The following is a 26,031-nucleotide window of genomic DNA, read 5'->3' on the forward strand; positions in this document are numbered from 1 at the left end:
TAAATTTGAGCTCTATAGAAGTTTTTAGCAATACTACATAAACTGCTTTTACAATATTAGATTAGTGATGAAAGAGAATCATACATATCCCAATAGAGCAACTGAAAATTATATTTCGGAAGGAAAGCCTTTTGAAATTAGAGAAGTCATAGAAGAATATCTACGCTTTTGGAAATGGTTTGTATTGAGTGCGGTATTGACCTTGGTATTGGCCGTAGGGTACTTGAAACTTAAGCAGCCCGTATACAAAGCGGTAGCCTCGGTAATTTTGGAAGACGAAGAAACAAAAGCTCCCGGTGGTGACGCAAGTGGTTTTGTAGACTTGGGCATGTTAGGAGGGCTGGGTACCAGCAGTATTGAAAATGAGTTGGGCCTTATCCGGTCCAAACGTTTAATGACCAATGCGGTAAAGGCGTTGGACCTGAATATTGGATATTTTGAGCCCAAAGGTTTTGGAGCAAAAGAGCTGTATACAGATGCTCCCTACAGATTGCGTTTGGTACGTTTGGATGAGGTAGCGTTGCAAAAAACTATGCTGGCAGAGCAAAATGTGTTGGAGATACAAAAGGTAGATGAAAATACGGTAACCATAGAGCAAGCGGAGAGTGATTACAAGGCAACCCACAAATTGGGCGATATTATTGAAATGGGCTTTGCCGATTTTGTCGTAGAATCCAATGTGGTATTGGATACCTTGGCTACGGAGGATTTGGACTTGGATATGAATGTGGAGGTACAATTCTATTTGGTAGATCAGGTGGCCTCAGCTCAAAGAGGGCAGCTAGAAGTGGCCCTAATGGATGAAAACTCTACAATGATTGAATTGAACATAGAGGGGAATGTTCGCCAAAAATCAGAGGACATCTTGGATCAATTGATTTTTGAGTACAACCAAGAGGCTATTGAGGATAAAAATCTGATTGCGAGAAATACGGCCTTTTTTATTGATGAACGATTGAGTATTATAAACTCGGAATTAGATTCGGTTGAAACAGGCAAGGAGAAGTTTAAAACTTCCAATATGTTAACGAATATTGAAGCGGAATCCTCAATCATCATCCAAAATGTTAGTGACTACAACAACAAGCAACAAGAGGTGTTGACGGAACTGGAAATGACCAATGCCATGATTGAGCATGTTGGTTCTAATAAATTGAATTTATTGCCAGCGAATATGGGTGTGGCGGAATCGGGAATGGTGCAGTTGGTTGATGAATACAATCAGCTAGTGTTGGAGCGAAACCGTCTGTTGAAAGGAGCAACGGAAACCAACCCTTTGGTGGTAAATCTGGGGAATCAGTTACAGGAAATTAAGGAGAACATTAGTGAAAGTTTGAGAAGAAGACGTTCCAACCTTTTGATCACAAAAGACAATTTAAGCCGCCAGGCCGGTATTTTGGGCTCCCAAATTTCTGAAGTACCGTCTCAAGAACGTGAGTTTAGAGGTATTGAGCGCCAACAAAATATTAAAGAAGCACTGTATCTGTTCTTGTTGCAAAAACGAGAGGAAAATTCCTTATCTCTAGCGGCAAAGGCACCTAAGGCAAAAATAGTGGATAAGGCGTACAGTTTAAATGCTCCTATTTCCCCTAACAAAAAAGTGGTTTTAGGAATAGGCCTATTAGGAGGTCTATTTATTCCGTTTCTTATTATTACGGCTAATAAGTTTTTAAACAACAAGATAAATTCTAGGGAGGAGCTAAAAGATGTTGCCAAAGGAACGACCGTAGTGGGTGAAATACCTCATGTAATGGCCGCAGAGTCTACAGTAGTTTCAGTAAACGAAAGGTCTGTACTTTCGGAGTCCTTTAGTATTTTACGGGCCAATCTTAATTATGTCATGCCGGATACGGGCGCTTCTGGAAAAGGTTCCTGTATTTACGTTACCTCTTCCGCACAGGGAGAGGGAAAAACCTTTACCGTTATTAATCTGGCCTTAATATTGGCAGAGTCCGGTAAAAGTGTGGTAATGGTGGGAGGAGATTTAAGAAACCCACAACTGCACAGACATGAAAACAAACCTATAAGTACGGAGGGATTAAGTACGTATTTGGCAAGTTCCAATACAGAACTGTCCAGTTATTTGGAAGATTCCAGCCTGAACAAAAACTTAAAGGTATTGCCCTCTGGCCCTGTGCCGCCTAATCCTATACAGTTATTAGGAAAAGATAAAATGGGTGAGATGTTGGAAGAGCTAAAAAGCAGCTATGATTATGTAATTGTAGATACCGCCCCGGCCATGATCCTTGCCGATACATTCTTGATCAGTAAGTATGCGGATCTAACGCTTTACCTTGTCCGCGCGGGCCAAACCGAAAAGAAAGTCCTGGATTTTGCCTTGGAAGCAAAAGCAGAAGGAAAATTAAGGAATATGAGCTTCCTGTTGAACGACGTTAAGATTGCAGATGCTACGTATGGTTCTAAGTATGGCTATATGTACGGTAACGAAAAAGCAAAAAAATAGACCAAGCCAGTATAGCACGATAAAATCCCATACAATACGTGTATGTCGTAACGAATGAAGCGCCCAAAAGGGCGCTTTTTTTATATGTAGGGGTAACGTTGAAAAAGCAAATAAGGCGTCTAGAAAGTAATCAAATGAAGGTATACGTGTAAATCTACGTTTACACGAAAAAGACCATAAAAAAAGGCTTCCAATTTCTTGGAAGCCTTTTTGGTTTCAGATGCAGGGTTATAATCGACCTTAAAAAATATATTCGTAAGTGTATTCTTGGTCGTTTATAGTTTCTTCATGGATTGTGTTTTCATCGTTTGTGCCGTAAAACTTCATTTCTACGGTAGATGCATCTTCAATATAGAATTCTAACTCAACCCGATATATGTTTTCAGGTACCTGAAGGGTAAGTGTTTTTGTTTCTCTGTTTATGTCTTTGTAAACAGTAGATTTTACTCCCTCGGAATCATAAAGGTGCATCGTGGCAAATACGCTAACGTATTCGGCTAGTTCTCCTGTTTTAAATTCAATAAGGTAAGGTTGCTCAGTAACTTTTTGACCTTCTTTAAGGCCTTCCCTATACATAGCGTTGACTCTGCTGTCATCATGGAAATCCGTTTCTTTTAAGGTGTAGTCGTCATCAAGAAATTCAATTTTATTTTTTAAAGTGGGGTTTTCTTGCCAATTCTCGGTAGTTTCATCGGCATCCGGATAAAACTCAATGAGTACATCTCCATCGGTAACATCCCAAAAACCGTCATATATGGTAATATCACCACCGTAATCATTTATATAAACAGCCGTTCCATCTTCATTATACGAGTAGGTGTTACCCGTAAAATCTTTGTTGGTATTCCAAGTGCCAATGAGTCTCTGTTCCGTTTCACTTAGATTGGATAAATTTTCGTTGTCCTCGTCTTTACTGCATCCAACTAATGAGAGAACGGCAGTGAACAATAAAAGGGTACGTTTCATAATAAAAAATGGGTTTGGTTAATTTTTAATTTGTTTTGTATGAGGTAAAACAACGTAGGTGTATGGGGTAATATTGTAGTAAACAACAGGGCTGGAGAGCGTATGGAAAAAATAAACGGAGTGTAACTGTTGCTTAGTGCTGAAAACAAGCTTTCAATATCTCGGAAGTCCATATGTTTTGGGGCGGGCACTAGGATTAACTTTGGTTTTATTAAGCGGCTCAATAGTACAAATGAGAAACCATGAGCTATAACCTTGTTTTTTATAGCTCAAATTTCATCTAATTTTGAGCTATATATGAGTTAGTTTTTATGCAAGTGTATAAGAGTCTCTCTTTACAACTTCATTTACCACAAACCTATTAGCCTTATCCTTCCATAAAACAAAGAACCACGCCGAAATGGGCGTGGTTTCTTAATTTAAAGTGATGGCACTAGGATTACCTTCCGGTGTTCCTAGGCGGCTCAATGTTGCAAATTATAAACCACGAGCTATCGCTCTGGTTCTTCGTCTTATTCCAAGATTACAAGACTGTTGGTCTTGCATCTTTCCATAAAACAAAGAACCACGCCGAAATGGGCGTGGTTTCTAACTTAAAGTGATGGCACTAGGATTACCTTCCGGTGTTCCTAGGCGGCTCAATGTTGCAAATTATAAACCACGAGCTATCGCTCTGGTTCTTCGTCTTATTCCAAGATTACAAGACTGTTGGTCTTGCATCTTTCCATAAAACAAAGAACCACGCCGAAATGGGCGTGGTTTCTAACTTAAAGTGATGGCACTAGGATTACCTTCCGGTGTTCCTAGGCGGCTCAATGTTGCAAATTATAAACCACGAGCTATCGCTCTGGTTCTTCGTCTTATTCCAAGATTACAAGACTGTTGGTCTTGCATCTTTCCATAAAACAAAGAACCACGCCGAAATGGGCGTGGTTTCTAACTTAAAGTGATGGCACTAGGATTCGAACCTAGGACCGCCTGCTTAGAAGGCAGGTGCTCTATCCAGCTGAGCTATGCCACCATTTTTAAAGCGGTGCAAAGATATATTTTTTTCTAGAAAAAGAACCCTCTTGCGTTTAAAAAATAGGTTGTAGACCTAAAAAAATAAGCTGACCGAGTGTAAGGTGCTAGTTTTTAAAGTGTTTGCTGTTTGAAAAAGGTGTAAGCTCAATTTCTTAAAAGCAGCTTATTCCGAGCTTTCTAGTTTAGATTCCAATAGCTTTTGCCGTATGATTCCAAATTCCTTATTCAGCTCATGCTCATCTATAGGCTTTCTAAGAATGTGTAACGGCTCGGTTTTTTTGGCATTCTCCAAAGTACTGTAATCTGAATTTCCTGTTATGTATACAAAGGGAATATTGAATTTCTCTTTGAGTATTGCAGCGGTTTCAATTCCGTTTAACCCTCCAGAAAGGCCAATGTCTAATAGAACTACATTTGGCATATACTGTTCTACAATAGAAAGGGCGTCTTCTCCATTGTCCGCCGTTCTAACATGCGTATGGTCTGCATTGGTAATAATATGCTCTATAAACATCTGAATGATTAGATTGTCTTCTACGATTAGGACTTTTAGTTGCATAGCGTTAGGATATCTGTTCAATTTCTTGAAACGTTATTATATAGTGCGTGCCATTTTCAGTATTGTCTTTCTCTATAGTTCCTTTTAATTGTAGGGTTAGCATGTGTATTAATTTTAGCCCCAAGGATTTGGTGTTCCTAAAATCTATTTCGTCTGAAAAACCGGTACCATTATCTCCAATGTGTAATAGGAAGTTGGGGTATTGCAATTTTTCAAACTTGATTGCAATGTGACCTTCATTTTTATTTTTGAATCCGTATTTTAAAGAATTGGTAATAATTTCATTGATCATAAGTCCTAAAGGCACCGAAGTATCTAGATTTAGGTGCAATTCTTCTGCCTCGATTTTTAAATCTATTTTTTTGTCCGACCCCTTCATTGAGGAGACTAGGGTAGTGGCCAATTGCTGTACGTAATCGCCATAGTTTATTCGGCTAAGGTCTTTGGAACGGTACAACATTTCATGAATAATGGCCATGGAGTTGATGCGGTATTGACTATACCTGAAAAGCCCTTTTATTTTATCGTCTTTAATAAAACTAGACTGCAAGCTAAGGAGGCTGGTAATGACCTGTAAGTTGTTTTTTACCCTATGGTGTATCTCTTTCAAAAGGGTATCGCGCTCATTCAGCCTATTTTTTATGGTCTGATTTAAGGAATCTATGCGGGTGTTCTTTTTATAAAGCAAGTAAATAATACACAAGAACAGTACCACTCCAACGGTTAAAATAGTGGCTGTGGTATAGGTAGACTTTTTATATTCGGTCAGTTGTTTTTGGATGGAAAGATTATCCAGCTTAGTATATATGGTCCAAAGTTGATTGCCCTCAAGACTTATCTGTCTTTTATAATAAAGAGCATTTCCAAAGGGGTCTTTTTGGTTAAGATCAGTAGTGGAAGGAATATATAGTTTTTGGTCTCCGCTATCGCTATAAAAAATCTCTTTTTTAGAGTTGAGAAATGTAATGTCTTCTCCTTTAAAACTATCTAGCCAGTTTTTAGCATTTAAATTAAGGCCAACAATGCCATTTAGCGTCTGATCAATAAATATGGGCGTGAAAAAACGTATGGTAGGTCTGTGCGGAATTTCAACTTTGTTGTTTTCAATGTTGAGATTCATATGGGAGACGTATACCTCTCCTTTGTTTAAGTTTAAAGTCTTTTTAAAATATTCCCTATTGCCTTTAAATTGAAAGGAAGAGCCAACGGAACTGTCTTTGCTTTCCACCTTTATCACCTCCATGCCTTTTATATCTATATACCTGGCCTGAAAATAGTTGGGGTCTATATTAAGAAAGTAACTTAATTTCTGCTGCGGAATTTCTAAAGGCGTGTTTGTTTTGAGGTCTAACTCTATGAGATCTCGTAAAAAGACAACATTTTTCTTACTGATACTGTATAGCTCATAAAGACGCGATTCTGCGTCTTTGAGCTTGTTTTTGGCGGTAATCTCTTCAACTAACGTAATATTCTTATGAAAAAGATCTATGCGTTGGAGGGATAGGTTCCAAATTATAATACAGGTAATTAAGAACAACACTGCCGATGTGATGATTAGTTTTCTTCCCATCAATAGCTAATTGTTCTCGTATTTTGTGTGGTTTGGTATCAAAATAACGATGTTAATAGGTGGTTTGGTCTTTTAAATATACTTTAAATTATAGGCACCATGGTGTTAAGAAGAAGTTAAAAATGTAGTCCTTTTACTACCTATTGGCTTGGAAGTTAACAATTGCCTTTTTCATTATTCTATACGGCTGAGTATCAAAATTCTAGTTAAGAATGAAGTGTGGTCTATTGTTCATAACAAATGTAGGATGTTATTCTGCGTCCAATAAAATGTCTAGAATAAGAATAGCAGCTTCTGTAATTTTTGTGCCTGGACCAAATATGGCAATGGCGCCACGGTCAAATAAATAGGGATAGTCCGGTTTGGGAATGACACCACCCACGACTACCATAATATCATCACGGCCGTAATTTTTTAATTCTGAAATAACTTCGGGAACCAAAGTCTTATGTCCGCCTGCTAAAGAAGAAATGCCCAGAATGTGTACATCATTTTCTACGGCTTGTTTAGCTACTTCTGCCGGAGTTTGAAAGAGTGGGCCTATATCTACATCAAAACCTAAATCCGCATAGCCCGTTGCAATTACTTTTGCTCCACGGTCATGCCCATCTTGCCCCATTTTTGCAACTAAAATACGAGGACGCCTGCCTTCCTGTTCGGCGAACAGGTCTGAAAGCTTAGATGCCTTTTTAAAACTCTCGTCTTCTTTTATTTCTTTTGAATACACCCCTGAAATAGATTGAATAGTTGCTCTGTACCTGCCAAAAACCGTTTCTAGGGCGCTACTTATTTCGCCTAAAGTAGCACGGTGTCTAGCGGCTTCTACTGCTAAAGCTAATAAATTTTCATCTGAAGTAACTTCTTTTGATGTCGTCATTTTTTGATGTGCGGCAGCGGTAAGTTCTTGGAGTGCTTGCGCTACGTTTTTTTCGTTGCGCTCGTGTTTTACCTGTTGAAGACGGGCTAGTTGAGTTTTACGTACAGCATTGTTATCGACCTCCAGAATTTGAAGGCCATCATCGTCTTCTGTTTGGTATTTGTTTACGCCAACAATGGTGTCTTGACCGCTATCTATCCGCGCCTGTTTTTTTGCTGCCGTTTCTTCAATGCGCATTTTGGGTATGCCCGCTTCAATAGCTTTGGTCATACCGCCCATTTCTTCAATCTCTTCAATGAGTTTCCATGCTTTATGAACCAAATCTTCCGTTAGTTGTTCTACATAAAAACTGCCTGCCCAAGGGTCTACCGTTTTTGTGATTTTTGTTTCTTCTTTCAGGAATAGTTGGGTATTACGCGCAATACGGGCGGAAAAATCAGTAGGTAAAGCAATAGCTTCATCTAACGCATTGGTGTGTAAACTTTGGGTACCTCCCAATACGGCGGATAGGGCTTCAATAGTAGTGCGTGCCACATTATTGAACGGGTCCTGTGCCGTAAGGCTCCACCCACTGGTCTGGCAGTGCGTACGGAGCGACATGGATTTGTTGTTCTTTGGGTTGAACTGTTTTACCAGCTTTGCCCATAAAAGACGTCCTGCCCTAAGTTTGGCAATTTCCGTAAAATGGTCCATGCCAATACCCCAAAAGAAAGAAAGCCTAGGTGCGAAACTATCAATGTCAAGTCCCGCTTTTAGACCTGTACGAATGTATTCCAGTCCGTCTGCTAAGGTGTATGCCAATTCCAGTTCTGCCGTGGCGCCTGCCTCGTGCATATGATAGCCGGAAATGCTGATGCTATTGAATTTGGACATATATTCGCTGGTGTACCTAAAAATATCCGAGATGATGGCCATGGAAGGCGCAGGCGGGTAGATATAGGTATTACGCACCATAAATTCCTTTAGAATATCATTCTGAATGGTTCCGGTCAGTTGGTTTAAAGAAACCCCTTGTTCCTCTGCGGCAACAATATAAAAAGCCATAATAGGAAGCACGGCCCCGTTCATAGTCATGGAAACGGACATCTCATTCAACGGAATACCATCAAAGAGAATCTTCATGTCCTCTACCGTGTCTATGGCCACACCAGCTTTGCCTACATCGCCCACCACACGGTCATGGTCACTATCATACCCACGGTGTGTTGCCAAGTCAAAAGCAATGGAAAGTCCTTTTTGACCTGCTTTTAGGTTTCTTCTGTAAAAGGCATTGCTCTCTTCTGCGGTAGAGAATCCCGCATATTGTCTTATGGTCCACGGGCGTTGTACATACATAGTACTGTACGGGCCACGTAAAAAAGGAGGTCTTCCGGCAGCAAAGTTCAGGTGCTCAAAATCCACCTCATTTAGCAAGGTGTCCGGCTGTGTAGCCGTTTTATTAAAGGCAATATGTTGAAAGTCTTTTCTCATGTAACGTACATCTGTAAGTCTGGGCGGTTTTTAGCCCTGCCAACCTTCATTTTTAAGTCGTTCCCGCTCTAGGGCTTCCGTCAGTCTACTTTCTAAAATAGGTTCAATCAAGGTTTTTTCTTTTCGTCGTGTACCAAAAGGAGGTTTCTTCAATTGGTTTTTCATACGATCATCAGAACTTGAGTATCTATTGGAACCTACCAAGACCTCTTTTTGGCTGTTGAATTTCTCCTGTTCTTTTTGGGCGCTTTCCCTCAATTTTTTCTGAAGGGTGTGGTATTTTAGCTGTTTTAGAAATCCGCCGTTGGCCTCCATATCTTTAAAGAGTATAAGCGCTTTTTCCGCCAGTTGGTCCGTTAGACTTTCTATGTAATACGAGCCTTCTGCGGGGTTTTGTAGCGATTTAAAATAACTCTCCTCTTTAAGGAGTAGCAATTGATTTCTAGCGATGCGTTCCGCAAATGAATTGTTCTTATGATAGATAAAATCATAGTTGAGGTTACAAACGCTATCGGCACCACCCAAAATAGCGGACATACATTCCGTAGTGGTGCGGATCATATTCATATTATAATCATAGAGCGTCTTGTTTCGTTTGGAAGGTGTTGCTTCTATGTGGCAATGAGCGGTAATATTATATTCTGCAGCAAGTAATTTCCAGAGTTTTCGTAGGGCATGTATTTTGGCGATTTCAAAAAAATAGTTGCCGCCCATGGCCATTTTAAAGGTAATGGATTCTAATTTTGAACCAAAGCGATGCAAATATTCATTGGCATGGGCTAAAGCATAGGCGAGTTGTTGCACCATGGTTCCCCCCGCATTTTGGTACAGTTCTGCATTTACGGTAACCACATTTTTTGGCGATGGCGTTTGAGTGACTTGCAACAGTTGTGACAGGATTTCAAAATCCTCGGCCATATTCGTAAACCAATTCCCCGTAGCTGCGAGATGCCCAATAGGGTCCATGTGAAATGAGATAGGAGAATTTTCTTGGGATAACAAGTGTGTCAGTTTCTGGATGTCTTCAGTAGAAGCGCTTTCAAATTGACAATGAATAGCAACCGATTGGCAATCGATATCCTTGAGTAGTGCTTTTAGATCGGTATCTGGCGAAGGCAAGGTGAACCGTATACTTTCTGCACCACCGGCAATGGCGCTAATCGCATGCTTGTTCGCCAAAGAAAGCTCACGAACTACAATATGTTGCGTTATGAGCCAATTGTTATGAGCTGTTGGCGAAGACTGTTTTTGACTTGCCAAATCATCGGCATGATAAAAGGGTTTTACTTTAATACCCTCTGGGGATTCCCAAACCAATTTTTCATTATAATCGGCACCTTTCAATTCATATTGAATGTTTTGTTTCCACGCTTTCGCGGAAACTTCTTGAAAATCAGTAAACAATTTTTGTTTTATGCCCATAGCCTATACCAATCGTTCATGAAAAGTACGATTTTGAGGGCGATTCAAAAAATATGGTTAAGAAGTTTCTAGTGCAACATAGTGAAGTATGTGGCTCTAGTTATAGCTTTGGTTAAATGGAAATATTTTTTGAAAGCAGGAAAGCGTAGTACTGTTTTTTGAGTTAATACGCTTTTTCTTCCCCACGCACGGCATTGATAACTGTTTGTATGATGATTTTTATGTCTAGTCGTAAGGACCATTTTTCTACATAAAAAATGTCTAGTTTGGTACGATTTAGAATATCTTTTTTCTCTGAAATTTCACCTCTGTATCCTTTTGTTTGGGCAAGACCTGTAATACCTGGTTTTACAAAATGGCGTACCAAATACTTGTCTACAGATACTTCATAGTCATAGGTGTGCGATTCCATATGCGGTCTGGGGCCCACTACGCTCATATTTCCTAGAAATACATTCAAGAACTGGGGCAGTTCATCTATACTGGTCTTTCTGATAAATTGGCCCACACGAGTTACACGCATATCACCTTTTGTCGCCATTTTAGAATCGGCATCCTTGGAGGGGCGCATAGACCTGAATTTGTAACACCAGAACGTCTGCCGCCTTAAACCATGCCTTTTTTGTTTGAAATAAAGCTTTCCGGGAGATTCCAATTTTATTAAAACGAACATTATGGGAACCAACCAGGATAAGAAAGCTATAATAACAAAAGATGAAAAAGCAATATCAAAAGAACGCTTCACTACCCGTGCAAATAGCGTGTCTAATGGCACTCTTCTAAGGTTGAGTACGGGTACGGTATCATACAATTCTATAAACATACCCCTAGAGTATATTTCCTTGTTGTCTGGAATAATTTTTACCCGGATGAGGTTGTTATCTGCAAAGTCAATAAGGTTACGAAGCTCCTTATTATTGAACTTGGAGGCAACAAGGTAGATTTCGTCTATATTGTTTTCTAGGATGTAAAGAAAGCAGTCTACCACGGGACCTAGATAGGTAGGGCTACCTGATTTTTTATCATCAAAATACCCCATATAGCGGTACCCTAATTCTGCATCATCAAAGACGTGTCTTATTTTTTTAAGGTTTTTATCACGCCCAATAACTACAGCTTTTACTGAGTTTCCACCCCACAAGCGGTATTTTCTTCGTAACCAAAAGAAAATGACACGATAGACCGTAAGTGCAGTACAGATTATAAGGTAAATGAACAGTTGCTGTTCCAACGATTCATATATTCTACCAGTTATACCAAATAATGCGAAATAGGCAAGACCATAAATTAAGTAGAGCTGAACAACTATATGAATGTTGGTAAAGAAGCGTTCCTTACGTTTTCGGGTGTAATAACTTAATCCATACGTAATAAGCAACCAAGAAACATTGTAATGTAAAATGTAATATACATTGGTATAGGTTTCCGGTGTTAAGAAAAAAAGAAACCCATTTATGATACATAGGTGTACCACTATAGATATTGGTATGACCCAGTCGGAATTTTTAAAGCTTTTTATCACCTCTGTCGCTGTGTATTAAGGGTAGTAAAACGGTCCTAGGATTTAAAGCCGTTGGTCGTAAAAAACACACAGCATCTCCAAAATTTTTCGCTAGTAAGAATTGACTAAATGGCAATAACATAATTACAGTAGGTTTACAAGTTTAATAATGTTTTACATCTAGCGCTGTAGGGCGTTTTTTATTTTGGGGGAGGTTAGTAAATGCAGCCGCAAATATAGGATTTAGGGTAGTACAGCCAAAATTAAAAGTGTTATTTAATCATTATCTCATGCTCATAGAATCGATTTTAAATCTCTAAATTGCAAGTGGTTGTAATGTTTTCAGGGTTTACGGAGCGTTCCTAAATTTGCAATTTTTTCTATAAAATTATTTAAGCCTTGAATTTTGAATTTTACATGTATTAGTCGCTTTGTTATGTGCCTAAAAAGTATGACTAGGTGTTTGTTTTATAGTTTATTACGAATGTGCAGGTTTGTAAGGTGAAATTTTGATGATTCTATAATAAATAGCTTAAGAATAGCATATTTTAAAACGGTAGCACAGAGGGGTGTATGTTTATTAAAAAGTCCGAATTGATAAATAAAAAAGGGAACGCACCCCTACGTTCCCTTTATGAAGTTATATAGTATCTATTTTAAGATCAAATAGATAAACAACCTACTTATGAGTTACAAAGATGCAGTAGTTCTAAGGACGTTTTTGACTCCAAAAAATGAAATTTTAACACATTTGAACGTAAAACAATATCCTCATTTGAAACCTCAAGAGTGGACATAAAAAAAGGGAGCGTTCCCCAACGCTCCCTTCCCGAGTTATATCATACCTACTTCAAAGATGAAATAGGGATTCAACCTACTTATGAGTTACAAATATGCGATAGTTCTTTGATGTATATTGATTCAAAAAACATCAAAATTGACGCAATAGCTAATTACTAATTAATAACGTAGCCCAATATCCAGTAGAGAATAATAAATACCACTACACTTCCAATACATCCGCATTTTCCTCCTCCTATTTTTTTGGCGCCCCAACCGGCCAAAATGGCTTTTAGTATGTTTTTCATATAAATTAGTTTATGAGGTCTTTACAGGACCTGTTTTATATTTGGTGTTGTAGTCCATCCGTAGCTTTTGTAGTGTGCTGTTTATATCTTCTGCCTGTGATTGCAACAGCGCATTCGTGGTCTTTGGCATTCCGCTAAAGGCTAAAATATTTTGGTACTGCAACACGAGCGTTTGTTCTTTATCGGTAACCAAGACATTAACCTGTGCATCCGTTAGGTTTTCTTCTAAGAGTTGCCTTTCCATTGGTTTAAATATAGGTTGGTCCGTTGTGAAAGGGTCAATTAGTTTTCGCTCCGTTACGGCATGGTATTCGTCCGTTAGAATTTTGGTGAAATCCCCTTGTTCAAAATGGCGTTTTTTAAAATAGGTTTGATAGGTAGGGTAGCGGTCCGATTGTATTAAAGTGCCATACACCTTTTCTGCGGCTACCATTTCGGTTATTAATTCGTGTAATGCGTTTTTCCAAGTACTGCGTTCTTTCTCCATTTTCTTTAGATTTTTAAATTATGAATTCGTGTTTCTGTAAATCAACCGAAAGCCGATTCTACGGCACCTCCATCAATGCGGACATTGGTTCCGTTTACGTAACTGGCATGCTCAGAACATAGGAACGCTACAATGGCAGCTACTTCTTCTGGCTTTCCTCTGCGCTCCATGGCAATATGTGGTCTTTTGTTTTTTACGAACCACTCTACGGCTTCTTTTACCGAAATGTCCTTTTCTTTAGCGAGTTCTTCCATCATGGCATCCGTCATAGGAGTTTCTATATAGGCCGGTGAAACACAATTGAACAAAATGTTCTCTTTGGAGTACGAACGGGACAAGCATTTGGAGAGATTAACAATAGCCGCCTTACACGCGTTATATGGACTCTCCTCTACATAAGGCTGAAAGGCATTTTCACTAGCCACCATGACCATACGGCCCCATTTTAGCTTTTGCATTTGAGGTACGAATGCACGTGCTACACGAACTGCACCCATTAAATCTACTTGAATGGTTTTCATCCAATCATCATCGGTCAGTTCTAGAAAATCACCGGCCGCACCACGAGCTCCAGCGGAATGAAAAATGATATGTGCACCACCAAATTCGGTTTGGACTTTTTCGGCTAAATCCAATACTTCTTGATTTTTAGAAATATCAGCAGCTATGCCCATTATCTTGGCACCGTCTTTTGCATCTTTTTCAATCTGTTTTACAGCATCGTCCAGTTTTTTGCCATTATCCTTATCGGAAAGCACAATATTTACACCTTCCCGTGCTAAAAACTTAGCGGTTTCTATACCTAGTCCGGAATCCCCTCCTGTTATGAGCGCTGTTTTTCCTTTTATTTTTAAATCCATTGTTTTTTTTTTGATTCGTAATTTTCAATTTAATGTTTGTCTTATCCGTTGGTCGTAAACCCTGGATAGCAAGTCATTCCCCCATCTACAAAAATGGTTGTTCCGTTAATGTATTCTGACTCGTCTGATGCCAACCAGCTGGCCACACTTCCAATATCTTCGGGTACACCAATACGTTTGTAGGGTATCAGTTTCAGCATATCTTCTTTGCCTTGTTCCGTGCTCCATACATCCTTATTAATATCGGTTTTAATAGCCCCGGGAGCAATACTATTGCACCGTACTTTATGGGGAGCATAGGCTTGACAGATACTTTCCATCAACATTAATAGCCCACCTTTTGAAGCCGCGTAATTGGCATGTCCCGCCCAGGGTATTTCTTCATGTACCGAGCTCATATGAATGATTTTTCCCAAAGAATTGGAAACCTCTTTTCGCATACCCCGTCTTAAAAATTCATTAAGGGCCTCTTTGGCACATAGGAACTGCCCGGTAAGATTTACATCGATCACTTTTTTCCAGGCCTCCAAAGGCATTTCATGTAAAGGATGGTCTATTTGTAGGCCTGCATTAGCCACACATACATCTACGGTTCCAAAATGGGCAATCGTTTTTCTGAATAGGTCTTTTACATCCTCTTCTTTACTTACATCGCATTTAAGAACAATAGCTTCACCGCAACTGGAATTATTGTTGATCCAATCGGCTACCTCTTCCGCCCCTTCTTTAGAGCTTCTATAGTTCACCACAATATTGGCGCCTTCGGTTCCCATGGCTTTTGCTACAGCTGCTCCAATACCACCACTTGATCCTGTTATGATACAGGTTTGGTTCTGGAGTCTTTTATTTGGTTTTTGCATGTCTTACGGATTAGATTCTAAAATTACATTCGCGAGTGCAGCTGGGATTGCCCAATACATAAAATTGATAGCTCAATGCAGTTGAAATGTAATGTGGTTGCTACCAGAGGCTTCGGTTTTGTTTTTGCGGCATAAATTTTAGGTATCAAGCCTACTTTCGGAAAGTGGTAGTTGTTATTTTGGAGAAGACGGCAATTGATGTAATTGTCTATTTATTAAACGAAGAATTAAAAAATATAAAATGATAAAGCCGAAAACGGAAGTGCCTGATTTAGAACTACCACTTATTAACGATACGCAATGGAATTTGTCCGCTCAAAAGAGTAAATCCTTTACAGTTCTTGTTTTCTATAGAGGATTGCATTGTCCGGTATGTAAGAATTACCTTGAAGAGCTAGCAAAAAAGTTGAAAGACTTTGCGGATAGGGGAGCCCATGTGGTAGCTGTTAGTAGTGATAGTGAAGAGCGTGCCAAAAAAGCAGGTAAGGAATGGGATGTTCCTGAACTGCCCATTGCTTATGGATTACCTATTGAAGAAGCCCGGAACTGGGGGTTGTTCGTTTCTAAGGCAGTTAAGGATTCAGAACCCGATACGTTTTCGGAACCAGGTGTTTTTCTGGTGAGACCGGATGGGACTTTATATGCAAGTGCTATACAGTCCATGCCTTTTGCACGCCCCAATTGGAAAGACATACTGAACGCCATAGATTATATTGAAAAGAATGATTATCCGGCAAGAGGTGGTGAATAAAAAGAAGCATTATCTAGCATATTTTGGATTTGATTAAAAGTATGGTCTCAAAACAGTTAGAGATTGGCGTTATGGTCTGTTCTACTAGTAATGTTGCAAAGTATTTCGTAAATTTAAGAGAGAAGATGCGTACGCTTCTAAAAACGAAATATGAACTAAATGAACAGGATTATGGAATTACATTACAAAATTTATAGGAAGGTAAAAATATATTTCAACAAGGTGCATGGCGCTTTGCCCCATCTTGAAACTTTAAAAGAGCGACCCAATTTATCTTTTGGTACTGATATGATTGTATCAAGAATTGATGAAATGGAATTGATGCAAACACAATTGGTAAGCTTCTTTCTGGATCCGACCTTGAAAATACCGTATGTACCGTCTTCTAGATGTTTGGCCTTAACCAACTGGTATGATAATAATACACTTGTTTCATGTGGAAATTTCAATTCCTTTAGGAGGGAGTTGCAAATAGAAGATGAGAGAGTGTTACAGGAATCCGGTTACATTATTGCCGATTCGCTCTTGCCTTCCAAACTGAAAACTGTGTTTGAAAAGCATAGGAATAGACTTAAAAAATTGAGGCTAACAAAAGAGTCGCTAACAGAATTTTAGATGAAAGAATACACAGGACTGAGATATGAAAGGATTGGTAATGGTAAGAAGACTATCGTCTTTGTGCATTATTTTGGTGGTGATGCCGGCAGTTGGCAGTGGTTGGCCAGAAGATTAGGAAAAAAGTATAGCTGTATTATGCTTAATCTACCGGGTTTTGGCGGAACAAAACCGCTAGCGGAACCGTCAATTTATGGAATGGCTCAGTACATAAACGTGTGTATAGAGGAGTTGAAGTTAAAAGATTATATCTTATGCGGTCATTCTATGGGTGGCAAACTCGTGCTTTACGCGGCTCAAATAAAGAACGCAAATCTGCCTAAAAAATTAATGCTAATCGCACCATCGCCACCAACCATAGAAAATATGTCCGATGATGAGCGCAAACGGATGCTGAACCATCCCAACAGAGATGAAGCTGCAAACACCGTACATGGTGCCACACAAAAGAAATTGGGAAAGAAAAGGTTGTTGTACGCTGTTAATTCTCAATTACGAATAGAGGAGGAGACTTGGAAATGGTGGTTGAATACAGGTATGAACAACAATATTGCCGAACGTATTAAAGGCCTTGATATTCCAACAGATGTTATTTTCTCTCATGATGACCCGGTAATTTCTACAGATGCTATCTATGAAGAAGTCCTCCCGTTTATACCAAGCCCATCTACAATAGCTTTAAGCCGAGTAGGGCATTTAATTCCAATGGAAATGCCACGGCGATTGGCTAGAATTATCAAAAAACTTAATCGATAGCAGATTATCAATTTTATTGGGTGTCGCAGTTTGATACTACTGATTGCGGAAAAAGACAACATCAGTAGTAAATAAGTTAATATATGATTGTTAAAAGCGTAAAAATCATGTGCTTATTACTGATCTTTGCGGTTCATGCAAAAGGAGAAAAGAAAAAATAGGTGGTTACGGCGCTTAGGACGGGTGTTCTTGGTTGTGCTGTTCTTGTTTTTGGGGCTAGTGCTTTTTATCCGTAGCCAGTGGGGACAGGATATTATTGTGGGTAAACTGACCAACTACGTCGCACAAAAGACCAATACCAAAGTAGAGATAGACCGTTTGTTCCTTACGTTTACCGGAAATGTCTTTTTGGAAGGTCTGTATTTGGAAGATACCCAAGGAGATACTTTGGTCTATTCTAAAAACTTGGAGGTCAATCTGCCTTTAACACCTTTAATCTTTGGTAATGAACTCAATTTAAAATCTGCCACTTGGGAGGGGTTGCAAGCCCACATCACTAGAGCCGAATCTTCTGAAGATTTTAACTTTACTTTTCTCGTAGATGCGTTTGCCACAGCGGACACTACCACCACTACAACGGCTAGCGAACCTATGCAAATTAGTATTGGGGAACTGGATTTCAAAGATTTTAATCTGGTTTATGACGACCAATTTTTGGGTATTGATAGTCGCATTCAATTGGGGGAATTGATTTTGGATGCCGACGAAACCGATTTGGAAAATTTACGATTTGAGCTCGATGAACTGGAGGTCTCAAATACCAATATCCAATACAAACAAACAAAACCTTTTACAACTGAGGATACTACACAGACTACATTGCCATTCTTGGCGGTAGACCGTCTTCAGCTTAAAAATGTAAAAGCAGACTATTCTTCCGTTCCAGATTCGATTCGTGCGAAATTGAACGTACAGGATTTTGAGCTGCAATTACCAAAAGCCGATTTGGCTACCAATGATATAGCTGTAGATAGAATAGCGTTAAAAGGCTCGTCCGTTGCATTACAATTGCCTGCTGCTACAACAACAGATTCTACAGTAACAAATAGTTCCAATGCCGCTTTTGAATGGCCAAAGTTCATGGTGCGCGTAGATGAGATAGATTTTAAAGACAATACCCTGGATTATACTATGGGTGACGCCAAACCCGAAGAAGGGAAAATAAACCCGAATGTCATCTCATTGACCAATTTTAAACTTCAGGCGAATAGCATTAGTTATGAGCCTCAAAAGGTAAAAATGGACCTTACCGCCCTATCCTTTATGGAAGCAAGTGGAGTTGCATTGAAGAACTTGACTTTTAATGCAACTATTGATGACGCTTCTGCTGCGTTGAAAAATTTGCAATTACGTGTGAACGAGAGTTCCCTGGGTGGGCAAATGACTATGAACTACCCCTCTGTAGAAAAAGTAATTGAAACTCCGGAGCAGACGCAGGTAGATATGAAGCTTCAAGAGGTGTATTTGAACTTAAAAGATGCATTTACGCTACAACCAGAACTTGCTGAAAATGCCTATTTACAGTCGGCTGCGCAACATCCGGTTATGGGTGCTGTCGCTTTAAAAGGTACTTTAAAGAAAATCGACTTAAAAAATATGCAATTGAATTGGGGCGAAACAACGCAGTTCGTTGCTCAGGGAAACATCCAAAATGTGACGCAACCCGATTCGCTCTATTTTAATTTTGATACCATTAATCTGAATACCGTAAAAGAGGATATTGCACAATTTGTTTCGGAACAAGAGTTGGGTATTTCGCTTCCCAGAACTGTAACGATTAACGCTGCTGCAACCGGAAAAATAGATGATTTATCGGCGGAGGCAAGCCTGGAAATTCCTGAAGGTACTATTGCTGTGAATGGCAAGTATCAAGATATTCAAGAGATGCGTTTTGATGGCAATGTAAAGGTAGATAGCCTACAACTGAACAAACTTTTGAATAACCCGGAATTGGGTGCCGTTTCATTTACTATGGACGTTTCAGGTGGCGGAACAATGAACCATCTGGATGCAAAATTGAAAACAGATTTTACGCAGTTGACATTGAGTGATTATGATTTTTCGGATTTAAAACTGGAAGGTGAGATTAACAATGGAAAAGGGGGAATTGACTTGGCCTTTAAAGATGATAATCTAAATTTTTCAGCAAAAAGTAAAGTGGTTCTAGATTCCATTAATTCAACTATGGATTTGAATTTAAACGTCATCGGAGCTGATTTGTATGCGCTGGGAGTCACCAAAGAAAGTATAAAAGCAGGACTGCAGCTAAAAGCGTCATTCCAAGGAAATGCAGAGGCGTATCATATAGATGCGCAAATTGAAAATGGGATAGCGGTTTATGATAATGAGCAATACCAAATGGGCCCTGTTAATTTAAAATCTTTTATTGATGCTACCCATACGGATGTATCGGTAGATAGTGATTTCTTGGTTGCAAATTTAAAATCCAATGCTTCGCCAAAAGGGTTGAGCGATGCATTAACATATCAATTCGAAAACTATTTTAAAGACTCCATTGCAGAGACTACGGCAGATTCTGTTCAGGTGAAAATGAACGTAAAACTATCGCCAACGCCTTTTCTTACGGAAGTATTTTTACGAGATGTGGACCGGTTAGATTCCGTTTTGGTCGATGCAGATTTTAATGCACTTACCAAAAAGCTCAATGCCAACGTACATGTGCCTTCTGTTTCCTATCAAGGGAGCTCTGTTGATAGTTTGAATGCGAAAATTACGGGCAATGCCACCAACTTAAATTTTAATGCTGGTTTTGCAGGGCTTGTATCCGGTCCCGTAGCTATAAAAAAGACCTATTTGAAAGGCGACCTAAAAAACAAAAAGCTTTTTCTAGATTTTGTAGTTATGGATGATAGCGAGGCTATTGCACAAATCTCGTCCCAACTGACACTTTTAAAAGATACCACGCATATTCGTATTGAACCTTCTAATTTGGTTTTAAATAAGAAAAAATGGTCTGTACCAGAAGATAATCAGATCGCTGTTGGGGATAAACTATTGAAATTTAGAAATGTAAATTTCACCCGAAATGACCAATCATTAATACTTAGCGATGAATTGCCCAATCAAGAAGAGGAACATATAGGAATTAAGTTCGACAATTTTAAACTACAGACTTTTTTGAGTCTTTTGAATCCTGATGAAACCCTGGCCTCTGGTTTGGTAAAGGGGGATTTGATTATTGAGAATCCCTTTGGAGCTACAGGTCTTATTGCCGATTTTAAAATCAATTCCTTGGAAGCATTACAGAATCCTCTGGGGACTCTGACGCTAAGGGCTAATTCCACAGGCAATGCAGCTTACGATTTTAATCTCGCCTTAAAAGAGGGTGGGGCGGATTTGGATTTAAAAGGAGATTACGCAGCTGCCGAAAGTGGGGCCAAGCTAAATTTAGATTTGGACTTGAACCGTATAGAACTGAAAACATTGGAGGGCTTTACCCAAGGTGCAATTAAAGATAGCCACGGTGCATTTTCTGGAAAAATAAACGTCTCAGGAACTACGGCTTCGCCTGAGTATGATGGGGTTTTAAATTTTTCCGATGTCGATTTTAATGTGGCCGAATTGAATTCGGTTTTTAAAATAACCGACGAAAAACTAAAACTGGATACGGAAGGCGTCTATTTTGATGATTTTCAAATAGCAGATGCCGATGGAAGTGATTTTGTCGTGAAAGGGTCAGTCCTTACCAAAGATCTTTTAAATCCTGCTTTTGACTTACAGCTGAATGCGGAAAATTTTAGAGTGCTCAATTCTACAAAAGAAGACAATGAGTTGTATTATGGTGTGGCCAGTATGGATGCGGATATAAAAGTGGAAGGGGATTTAGATTTACCAAAGGTAAGCGGTAAACTGCGTGTCCGGAAGATTACGGATATTACGTATGTAGTGCCAGAATCGCAATTGGATGTTGAGGAGCGAGATGGAGTTGTGCTTTTCGTTAATCGTGAGAATCCGGATGCTATTTTAACACGGAATGACCAAGAAGAGACACCTTCGTTTTTTCAGGGAATGGACGTTAGAACCGTTTTGGAAATAGCAGAAGATGCAGATTTTCATGTGATTATAGATGAGCGCACAGGAGATAACCTTGCCATTTCGGGAGATGCAGCTCTCAACTTAAATATTGAACCTAATGGCAGAATAAGCCTTTCCGGTAGATACGAATTGAAATCCGGACATTATGAGACTAATCTCTACAATCTAGTAAAACGCCGATTTGAAATAAATCCGGGAAGCACCATTACTTGGCAGGGAGACCCTATGGATGCAAAATTAGATGTAACAGCGGTTTATAATATTGAGACATCTGCAGAGCCTTTAATGTCTACTGTAACGTCTGGAGAAGATATTAGTGTGAGCTCAAAATATCGTGAAGTGCTTCCGTTTATGGTGTATTTGAATGTAGATGGAGAACTCTTGCAACCCGAGCTATCTTTTGGTCTGGACATGCCGGAAGACGAGCAGGGGGCACTAAGTGGTGCTGTTTATGGTAGGGTACAACAATTGAATGGGCAAGAGGCAGAATTGAACAAACAGGTGTTTTCATTACTGGCATTGAATCGGTTTTATCCAGATTCCGGTAGTGATGGAAGTTCGGGAGGAACGGCAGCTATTGCCAGAGATAATGTGAACAAAGTATTGTCTGGCGAGCTCAATGCTTTTTCTGATAAAGTTTTTGGTAATACAGGTGTTGAGGTAGATTTTGACCTGGATAGCTTTACGGATTACCAAGGTGATAGTCCACAAGACCGTACCCAACTGAACATCAACGCAAAGAAAAAACTCTTTGATGACCGTTTGGTGGTCACTGCGGGGAGTGCGGTAGATGTAGAAGGTAGTGCACAATCCGGACAAGAACAGACACCTATAATAGGTAATGTAAGTTTGGAATATTTGCTCACCAAAGACGGTAGATACCGCCTACGTGGTTTTCGTAAAAGTGAGTATGAAAATATTATTGACGGTCAGTTGATCGTGACCGGAATGGCCGTTATTTTTAATAGGGAGTTTAACAAGTTTAGTCAATTGTTCAACCCTATGAAAAAGGAAGGCAAGGAAAAGAAAGCAAAAGCAGATGCTGATAAAGAGGAAGAAAAGCCAAATCAGGAGGAGTAATATGAAATTGAACACCACATATATTTCAAGAGTTTTTATATTGCTTTGTTTGGCGGCCCATTATGCATGTAGTGTTGGGAAGTATATTCCTGAGGATGAAACGTTGTTTACAGGTGCAGAAATAAAAGTAGATTCGGAAGAAGAAAAACGGGCATTGAAACCTGTGGAGCAGGAGCTGGGCACGCTTTTAAAACCAACAGCCAATTCTACGGTTCTAGGAATGCGTTTGGGACTCTATTATCATTATAAGGCGCAAAAGGAAAAACCGGGTTTTTTAAACAAGTGGCTGAATAAAAAGTTTGGTGAGGAACCCGTGTATATGAGCGATGTAAATCCTGACAGAATAGAGGAGTTGATGCTTAACCGATTAGACAATCGCGGATTTTTCTATAGCCAAGTATCTTCCGAAATGGACAGTACAAAAAAATATGCCTCGTTAAAATATACGGCGCAGCTGCCCAAGCCCTATACATTACAACAATGGCAAATAGATAAGGATAGCCTACCTATTTATGACGAAATAGACTTGGCAATGTCCAATACGAAACTAAAAGCTGGTGAGCGCTTTGATTTGGAGCTTTTAAAATATGAGCGAGAACGTATTGATACCCATCTTAAGAGTAGAGGGTATTATAATTTTAATCCTGATTTTCTAATTTTTGAGGCCGATACCAATCGCTATGATAACAGAAAATTCGACTTATTTCTAAGACTGAAAAAGGGAACACCACAGAAATCAATTATACCCTATACAATTGACTCTATTGCGGTCTATCCTAATTATTCCATTGAGCAAGATACCCTGTCAAGCCCCTCTGAGGTGACGGAGGAAAACGGAATTTATTTTATTCAAGATGAAGAGTTCTTCAAGCCCAAGCGTTTGGAACCCTATATTCTTTTTGAAAAAGGACAGAAGTACAATTCTGAAACGGCACGTTTAACGAGCAATAGACTTTCAGCTTTGGGGAGTTACAAGTTCGTGAACATACGTTTTAATGAAACGGACACTACAAATACCAATGATACCGGCTCTTTAAATGCAGATATTTTCTTATCGCCATTAACTAAGAGGTCTATTCGCACAGAACTCCAAGCGGTAACCAAATCCAACGGTTTTGCAGGTCCCGGAATTGCCGTGACCTATAATAATCGTAATGTTTTTAATGGCGGTGAAACGCTAAGTTTAACAGGAAATTTTGCCTACGAAACTCAATTGTCAGGAGGGGATAATGCCGGACTCAGTAGTATTGCAGGCGGACTCAAAGCAGATTTGTTGTTGCCACGGCTTGTGCCTTTTTCACCCAGTAGATTTAATTATGCGGTGCCCAAGACTAAAATAAGTTTAGGAGGTGATATCTTAATGCGGAGTAAATTATACACACTTACTTCGTTTAATGGGTCTTTTGGGTATACCTGGAATGCCAATAAATTTGTGTATCACGAATTAAATCCTATTAGCATAACCTATGTGAACCTCACGGATACTACTGCGGAGTTTGAGGAAATTCTAGATAACAATGCATTTTTGCGGAGCAGTTTTGAGCAACAATTTATAGCAGGGCTCAATTATACCTTTACTTATAATGAGTTAGTAGACCAAAATAAAGATCGCCCTATTTATGTGTCTACAAGTTTGGATGTTGCCGGTAACACTTTAAGTCTGTTGAACGGAGGAAAAAGTACTGCTTTTGGATTGGAATATGCGCAATATGCAAAAGCAGATATTGATTTTAGGTATTATTTAAAATGGGGAAAAGAAAGTGCTTTGATAAGTCGCTTGTACGCAGGTTGGGGCATTCCATACGGTAACTCATCTACTTTACCATTTGTAAAGCAATTTTTTTCGGGAGGACCTTATAGTGTTCGTGCTTTTCCAATTAGAGGTTTGGGCCCAGGTACATTTAGTAGCGCAGAAGATAGTACCAGTTCATACTTTGATCAATCCGGTAATTTGCGTTTAGAAGCCAACATAGAATACAGGTTTCCTATTTGGTCCTATTTAAAAGGTGCATTTTTTATAGACGCAGGTAATGTTTGGTTGACCAACGAGGTAGAAATAGATGAAACGGAGTCAGAGGAAACCATTGCTTTTAATCAACAATTGACCACAGAAGGGAAGTTTGGATCGGATTGGATGAGGGAGTTAGGTGTAGGCGTAGGATTCGGGCTTCGAGTGGATATTCAAAGTTTTGTAATTCGATTTGATTTTGCTTCACCGCTACAAGTACCCTACAATCCGGAAGGCGAGCGATTAAGAACACCATTTTTTGATGGAGGAAGTGGTAACCTTATCTTCAATTTTGCTATTGGTTATCCTTTTTAAAAATTGCGTAAAGGTTTTTGGTCAGGACACAACAGGACGTTTTTAGCTTGAGTTCTAAAAATAGTGGCAAATATGTGCTATTTTTGTTGGCTTACCAGTGCCGTATCCACATGATCCATACACTTACTTACGAGTCTAGAGCAATTAAAGAGTTGACCGTATTAGATATTGAAGCTATTCTTGAAACGGCTAGAACATTTAATGACCAGAATGATATTACGGGATGTCTTATTTTTTACAAGAGAAGATTTATTCAAATATTGGAGGGAGATAAGGAAAGTATTTACAATCTATTTGATATAATTAAACAGGATAAGCGGCACAAGAATGTTTACCTCTTATCAGAAGGAGAAACAGGAGAGCGTAACTTTCCCAATTGGGGTATGGTCTATTATCCATTAGAGGAAAATGAAACCAATAGGAACGAGTATGAGCAGTTTAAAAGAAATCTCCTCTTGCTTGCCGATTTAACCGTGCATTCAAATCGCACTTCAATTCTTTTTTGGAAACGAATGAAACTATTGATTACCGCCCCACCGGATATTTCATAAAAACATAAAAAACGGCGAAATAATCGCCGTTTTAACTCTCAATGTAATTCAGATTGCTGTTAATCGAATTGCTTTAAAGATGCTCTTAACATCCATGCCATTTGTTCGTGTGCTTGTAGTATTCCTGTAATGAAATCGGCAGTACCTTCATCATTATGTGCCTCTGCGTTATCTCCAATACTTTTTCGGATGAATTTGATTACCTTATCATGGTCTTTTAATAGAACTGTCATGAAGCTTGCACTATCTGTCTGATCCGGATTATTTTCCTCTAAATTGGACAACTCCAAGAATTCTTTTAAAGTGCCCGGAGAATAGAACCCTAACATACGGATACGCTCTGCTACTTCATCTATAAAGGTTTCTAATTTGCCATATTCCTCTTCAAAGAATACATGCTTAGTGTGGAAATCTATGCCTTCTACGTTCCAATGTGCGTTCCGGGTTTTTGTGTAGAGTAAAAATTCATCGGCCAATAATTTACGCAACATTTTTACAACAGCTTCACGGTTTGATTTTTTTATACCTATCTCGGTTTTTTCAGCTTCTTTAACTTCCATAATATTGTGTTTTTTCTTGTTTCTTACTGCAAGTTAAGGTGGAATAGCTGTGCTGGTTGACCTGAAAAATTTATTATTTACTCCAAAAAATTATGATTTAAAATAGGCGTTTGAGGATGGTATTAGAGTACTCTTTTATTTTATAAAGGTCGTCTTACATTACGTTCATTCTTATTTTTAAGGTTAAAATAA

The 26,031-nt window shown here is 39.1% G+C and carries 18 protein-coding genes and 1 tRNA gene; 7 read left to right on the forward strand and 12 right to left on the reverse strand.

The window, feature by feature from the left end; translation table 11 throughout:
• The first annotated feature begins 67 nt into the window (after positions 1-67).
• A complete protein-coding gene (locus IWC72_RS09135; RefSeq protein WP_194529566.1) occupies positions 68-2,464 on the forward strand; it encodes a GumC family protein in 2,397 nt (798 codons plus the stop codon).
• A gap of 240 nt (positions 2,465-2,704) precedes the next feature.
• On the opposite strand, the gene IWC72_RS09140 is transcribed toward IWC72_RS09135, so the two are convergent.
• The 11 genes from IWC72_RS09140 to IWC72_RS09185 form a co-directional block, all read right to left on the reverse strand.
• The gene (locus IWC72_RS09140) at positions 2,705-3,430 is read right to left on the reverse strand and encodes a hypothetical protein (RefSeq protein ID WP_194529567.1); all 726 of its coding nucleotides are present in this window, start codon (positions 3,428-3,430) and stop codon (positions 2,705-2,707) included.
• Positions 3,431-4,377: 947 nt separating this feature from the next.
• Positions 4,378-4,451, reverse strand: a tRNA-Arg gene (locus IWC72_RS09145).
• A gap of 165 nt (positions 4,452-4,616) precedes the next feature.
• Positions 4,617-5,012, reverse strand: a complete 396-nt coding sequence (locus tag IWC72_RS09150) for a response regulator (protein ID WP_194525907.1) — start codon at positions 5,010-5,012, stop codon at positions 4,617-4,619.
• Positions 5,013-5,016: 4 nt separating this feature from the next.
• Positions 5,017-6,582, reverse strand: a complete 1,566-nt coding sequence (locus tag IWC72_RS09155) for a sensor histidine kinase (RefSeq protein ID WP_194529568.1) — start codon at positions 6,580-6,582, stop codon at positions 5,017-5,019.
• A gap of 250 nt (positions 6,583-6,832) precedes the next feature.
• Positions 6,833-8,929: a methylmalonyl-CoA mutase gene (gene scpA, locus IWC72_RS09160; RefSeq protein ID WP_194529569.1), complete on the reverse strand. Its 2,097-nt coding sequence runs from the start codon at positions 8,927-8,929 to the stop codon at positions 6,833-6,835.
• A gap of 30 nt (positions 8,930-8,959) precedes the next feature.
• On the reverse strand, positions 8,960-10,351 hold the full coding sequence (locus tag IWC72_RS09165; RefSeq protein ID WP_226979531.1) for a methylmalonyl-CoA mutase subunit beta: 1,392 nt from the start codon (positions 10,349-10,351) through the stop codon (positions 8,960-8,962).
• Positions 10,352-10,514: 163 nt separating this feature from the next.
• Positions 10,515-11,825 carry an exopolysaccharide biosynthesis polyprenyl glycosylphosphotransferase gene (locus IWC72_RS09170; protein ID WP_317171400.1) on the reverse strand — a complete coding sequence of 437 codons (1,311 nt, stop codon included), beginning with the start codon at positions 11,823-11,825 and terminating at the stop codon, positions 10,515-10,517.
• Between the two features lie 983 nt (positions 11,826-12,808).
• On the reverse strand, positions 12,809-12,940 hold the full coding sequence (locus IWC72_RS20375) for a hypothetical protein (RefSeq protein ID WP_262507810.1): 132 nt from the start codon (positions 12,938-12,940) through the stop codon (positions 12,809-12,811).
• Positions 12,941-12,950: 10 nt separating this feature from the next.
• Entirely contained in the window at positions 12,951-13,427 is a 477-nt protein-coding gene (locus IWC72_RS09175; RefSeq protein WP_194529570.1) for a hypothetical protein, read from the reverse strand.
• 41 nt (positions 13,428-13,468) lie between these two features.
• Positions 13,469-14,287, reverse strand: coding sequence for an SDR family NAD(P)-dependent oxidoreductase (locus IWC72_RS09180; RefSeq protein ID WP_194529571.1), 819 nt, complete (start codon positions 14,285-14,287; stop codon positions 13,469-13,471).
• A 41-nt stretch (positions 14,288-14,328) separates the two neighbouring features.
• Positions 14,329-15,147: an SDR family oxidoreductase gene (locus IWC72_RS09185; protein WP_194529572.1), complete on the reverse strand. Its 819-nt coding sequence runs from the start codon at positions 15,145-15,147 to the stop codon at positions 14,329-14,331.
• A gap of 241 nt (positions 15,148-15,388) precedes the next feature.
• Between IWC72_RS09185 and IWC72_RS09190 the strand changes: the two genes are divergently transcribed.
• The 6 genes from IWC72_RS09190 to IWC72_RS09215 all read left to right on the forward strand — a co-directional run bounded on the left by IWC72_RS09190 (position 15,389) and on the right by IWC72_RS09215 (position 25,279).
• A complete protein-coding gene (locus IWC72_RS09190) occupies positions 15,389-15,898 on the forward strand; it encodes a peroxiredoxin-like family protein (protein ID WP_194525915.1) in 510 nt (169 codons plus the stop codon).
• A gap of 171 nt (positions 15,899-16,069) precedes the next feature.
• Positions 16,070-16,513 carry a hypothetical protein gene (locus tag IWC72_RS09195; RefSeq protein ID WP_194529573.1) on the forward strand — a complete coding sequence of 148 codons (444 nt, stop codon included), beginning with the start codon at positions 16,070-16,072 and terminating at the stop codon, positions 16,511-16,513.
• Positions 16,514-17,269 (forward strand): alpha/beta fold hydrolase, encoded by a 756-nt coding sequence (locus tag IWC72_RS09200; protein WP_194529574.1) that lies wholly within the window; start codon positions 16,514-16,516, stop codon positions 17,267-17,269. It begins immediately after the preceding gene.
• Positions 17,270-17,404: 135 nt separating this feature from the next.
• On the forward strand, positions 17,405-22,405 hold the full coding sequence (locus IWC72_RS09205; RefSeq protein ID WP_194529575.1) for a translocation/assembly module TamB domain-containing protein: 5,001 nt from the start codon (positions 17,405-17,407) through the stop codon (positions 22,403-22,405).
• Between the two features lies 1 nt (position 22,406).
• On the forward strand, positions 22,407-24,728 hold the full coding sequence (tamL, locus tag IWC72_RS09210; protein ID WP_194529576.1) for a translocation and assembly module lipoprotein TamL: 2,322 nt from the start codon (positions 22,407-22,409) through the stop codon (positions 24,726-24,728).
• A 110-nt stretch (positions 24,729-24,838) separates the two neighbouring features.
• Positions 24,839-25,279 (forward strand): BLUF domain-containing protein, encoded by a 441-nt coding sequence (locus IWC72_RS09215; protein ID WP_194525920.1) that lies wholly within the window; start codon positions 24,839-24,841, stop codon positions 25,277-25,279.
• Between the two features lie 59 nt (positions 25,280-25,338).
• On the opposite strand, the gene IWC72_RS09220 is transcribed toward IWC72_RS09215, so the two are convergent.
• A complete protein-coding gene (locus IWC72_RS09220; RefSeq protein ID WP_194525921.1) occupies positions 25,339-25,839 on the reverse strand; it encodes a Dps family protein in 501 nt (166 codons plus the stop codon).
• Positions 25,840-26,031: the final 192 nt, after the last annotated feature.

This window comes from Zobellia roscoffensis (assembly GCF_015330165.1).
In the GTDB taxonomy this organism is placed as follows: Bacteria; Bacteroidota; Bacteroidia; order Flavobacteriales; family Flavobacteriaceae; genus Zobellia; species Zobellia roscoffensis.

Excerpts from the sequence above, each read along its gene's own strand:
- IWC72_RS09220 (WP_194525921.1), bottom strand. The coding sequence starts at position 25,839 with ATGGAAGTTAAAGAAGCTGAAAAAACCGAGATAGGTATAAAAAAATCA.
- IWC72_RS09195 (WP_194529573.1), top strand. The coding sequence starts at position 16,070 with ATGGAATTACATTACAAAATTTATAGGAAGGTAAAAATATATTTCAAC.
- IWC72_RS09190 (WP_194525915.1), top strand. The coding sequence starts at position 15,389 with ATGATAAAGCCGAAAACGGAAGTGCCTGATTTAGAACTACCACTTATT.
- IWC72_RS09155 (WP_194529568.1), bottom strand. The coding sequence starts at position 6,582 with ATGGGAAGAAAACTAATCATCACATCGGCAGTGTTGTTCTTAATTACC.
- IWC72_RS09215 (WP_194525920.1), top strand. The coding sequence starts at position 24,839 with ATGATCCATACACTTACTTACGAGTCTAGAGCAATTAAAGAGTTGACC.
- tamL (WP_194529576.1), top strand. The coding sequence starts at position 22,407 with ATGAAATTGAACACCACATATATTTCAAGAGTTTTTATATTGCTTTGT.
- IWC72_RS09150 (WP_194525907.1), bottom strand. The coding sequence starts at position 5,012 with ATGCAACTAAAAGTCCTAATCGTAGAAGACAATCTAATCATTCAGATG.
- IWC72_RS20375 (WP_262507810.1), bottom strand. The coding sequence starts at position 12,940 with ATGAAAAACATACTAAAAGCCATTTTGGCCGGTTGGGGCGCCAAAAAA.
- IWC72_RS09135 (WP_194529566.1), top strand. The coding sequence starts at position 68 with ATGAAAGAGAATCATACATATCCCAATAGAGCAACTGAAAATTATATT.
- IWC72_RS09140 (WP_194529567.1), bottom strand. The coding sequence starts at position 3,430 with ATGAAACGTACCCTTTTATTGTTCACTGCCGTTCTCTCATTAGTTGGA.
- IWC72_RS09180 (WP_194529571.1), bottom strand. The coding sequence starts at position 14,287 with ATGGATTTAAAAATAAAAGGAAAAACAGCGCTCATAACAGGAGGGGAT.
- IWC72_RS09200 (WP_194529574.1), top strand. The coding sequence starts at position 16,514 with ATGAAAGAATACACAGGACTGAGATATGAAAGGATTGGTAATGGTAAG.
- scpA (WP_194529569.1), bottom strand. The coding sequence starts at position 8,929 with ATGAGAAAAGACTTTCAACATATTGCCTTTAATAAAACGGCTACACAG.
- IWC72_RS09205 (WP_194529575.1), top strand. The coding sequence starts at position 17,405 with ATGCAAAAGGAGAAAAGAAAAAATAGGTGGTTACGGCGCTTAGGACGG.
- IWC72_RS09165 (WP_226979531.1), bottom strand. The coding sequence starts at position 10,351 with ATGGGCATAAAACAAAAATTGTTTACTGATTTTCAAGAAGTTTCCGCG.
- IWC72_RS09175 (WP_194529570.1), bottom strand. The coding sequence starts at position 13,427 with ATGGAGAAAGAACGCAGTACTTGGAAAAACGCATTACACGAATTAATA.
- IWC72_RS09185 (WP_194529572.1), bottom strand. The coding sequence starts at position 15,147 with ATGCAAAAACCAAATAAAAGACTCCAGAACCAAACCTGTATCATAACA.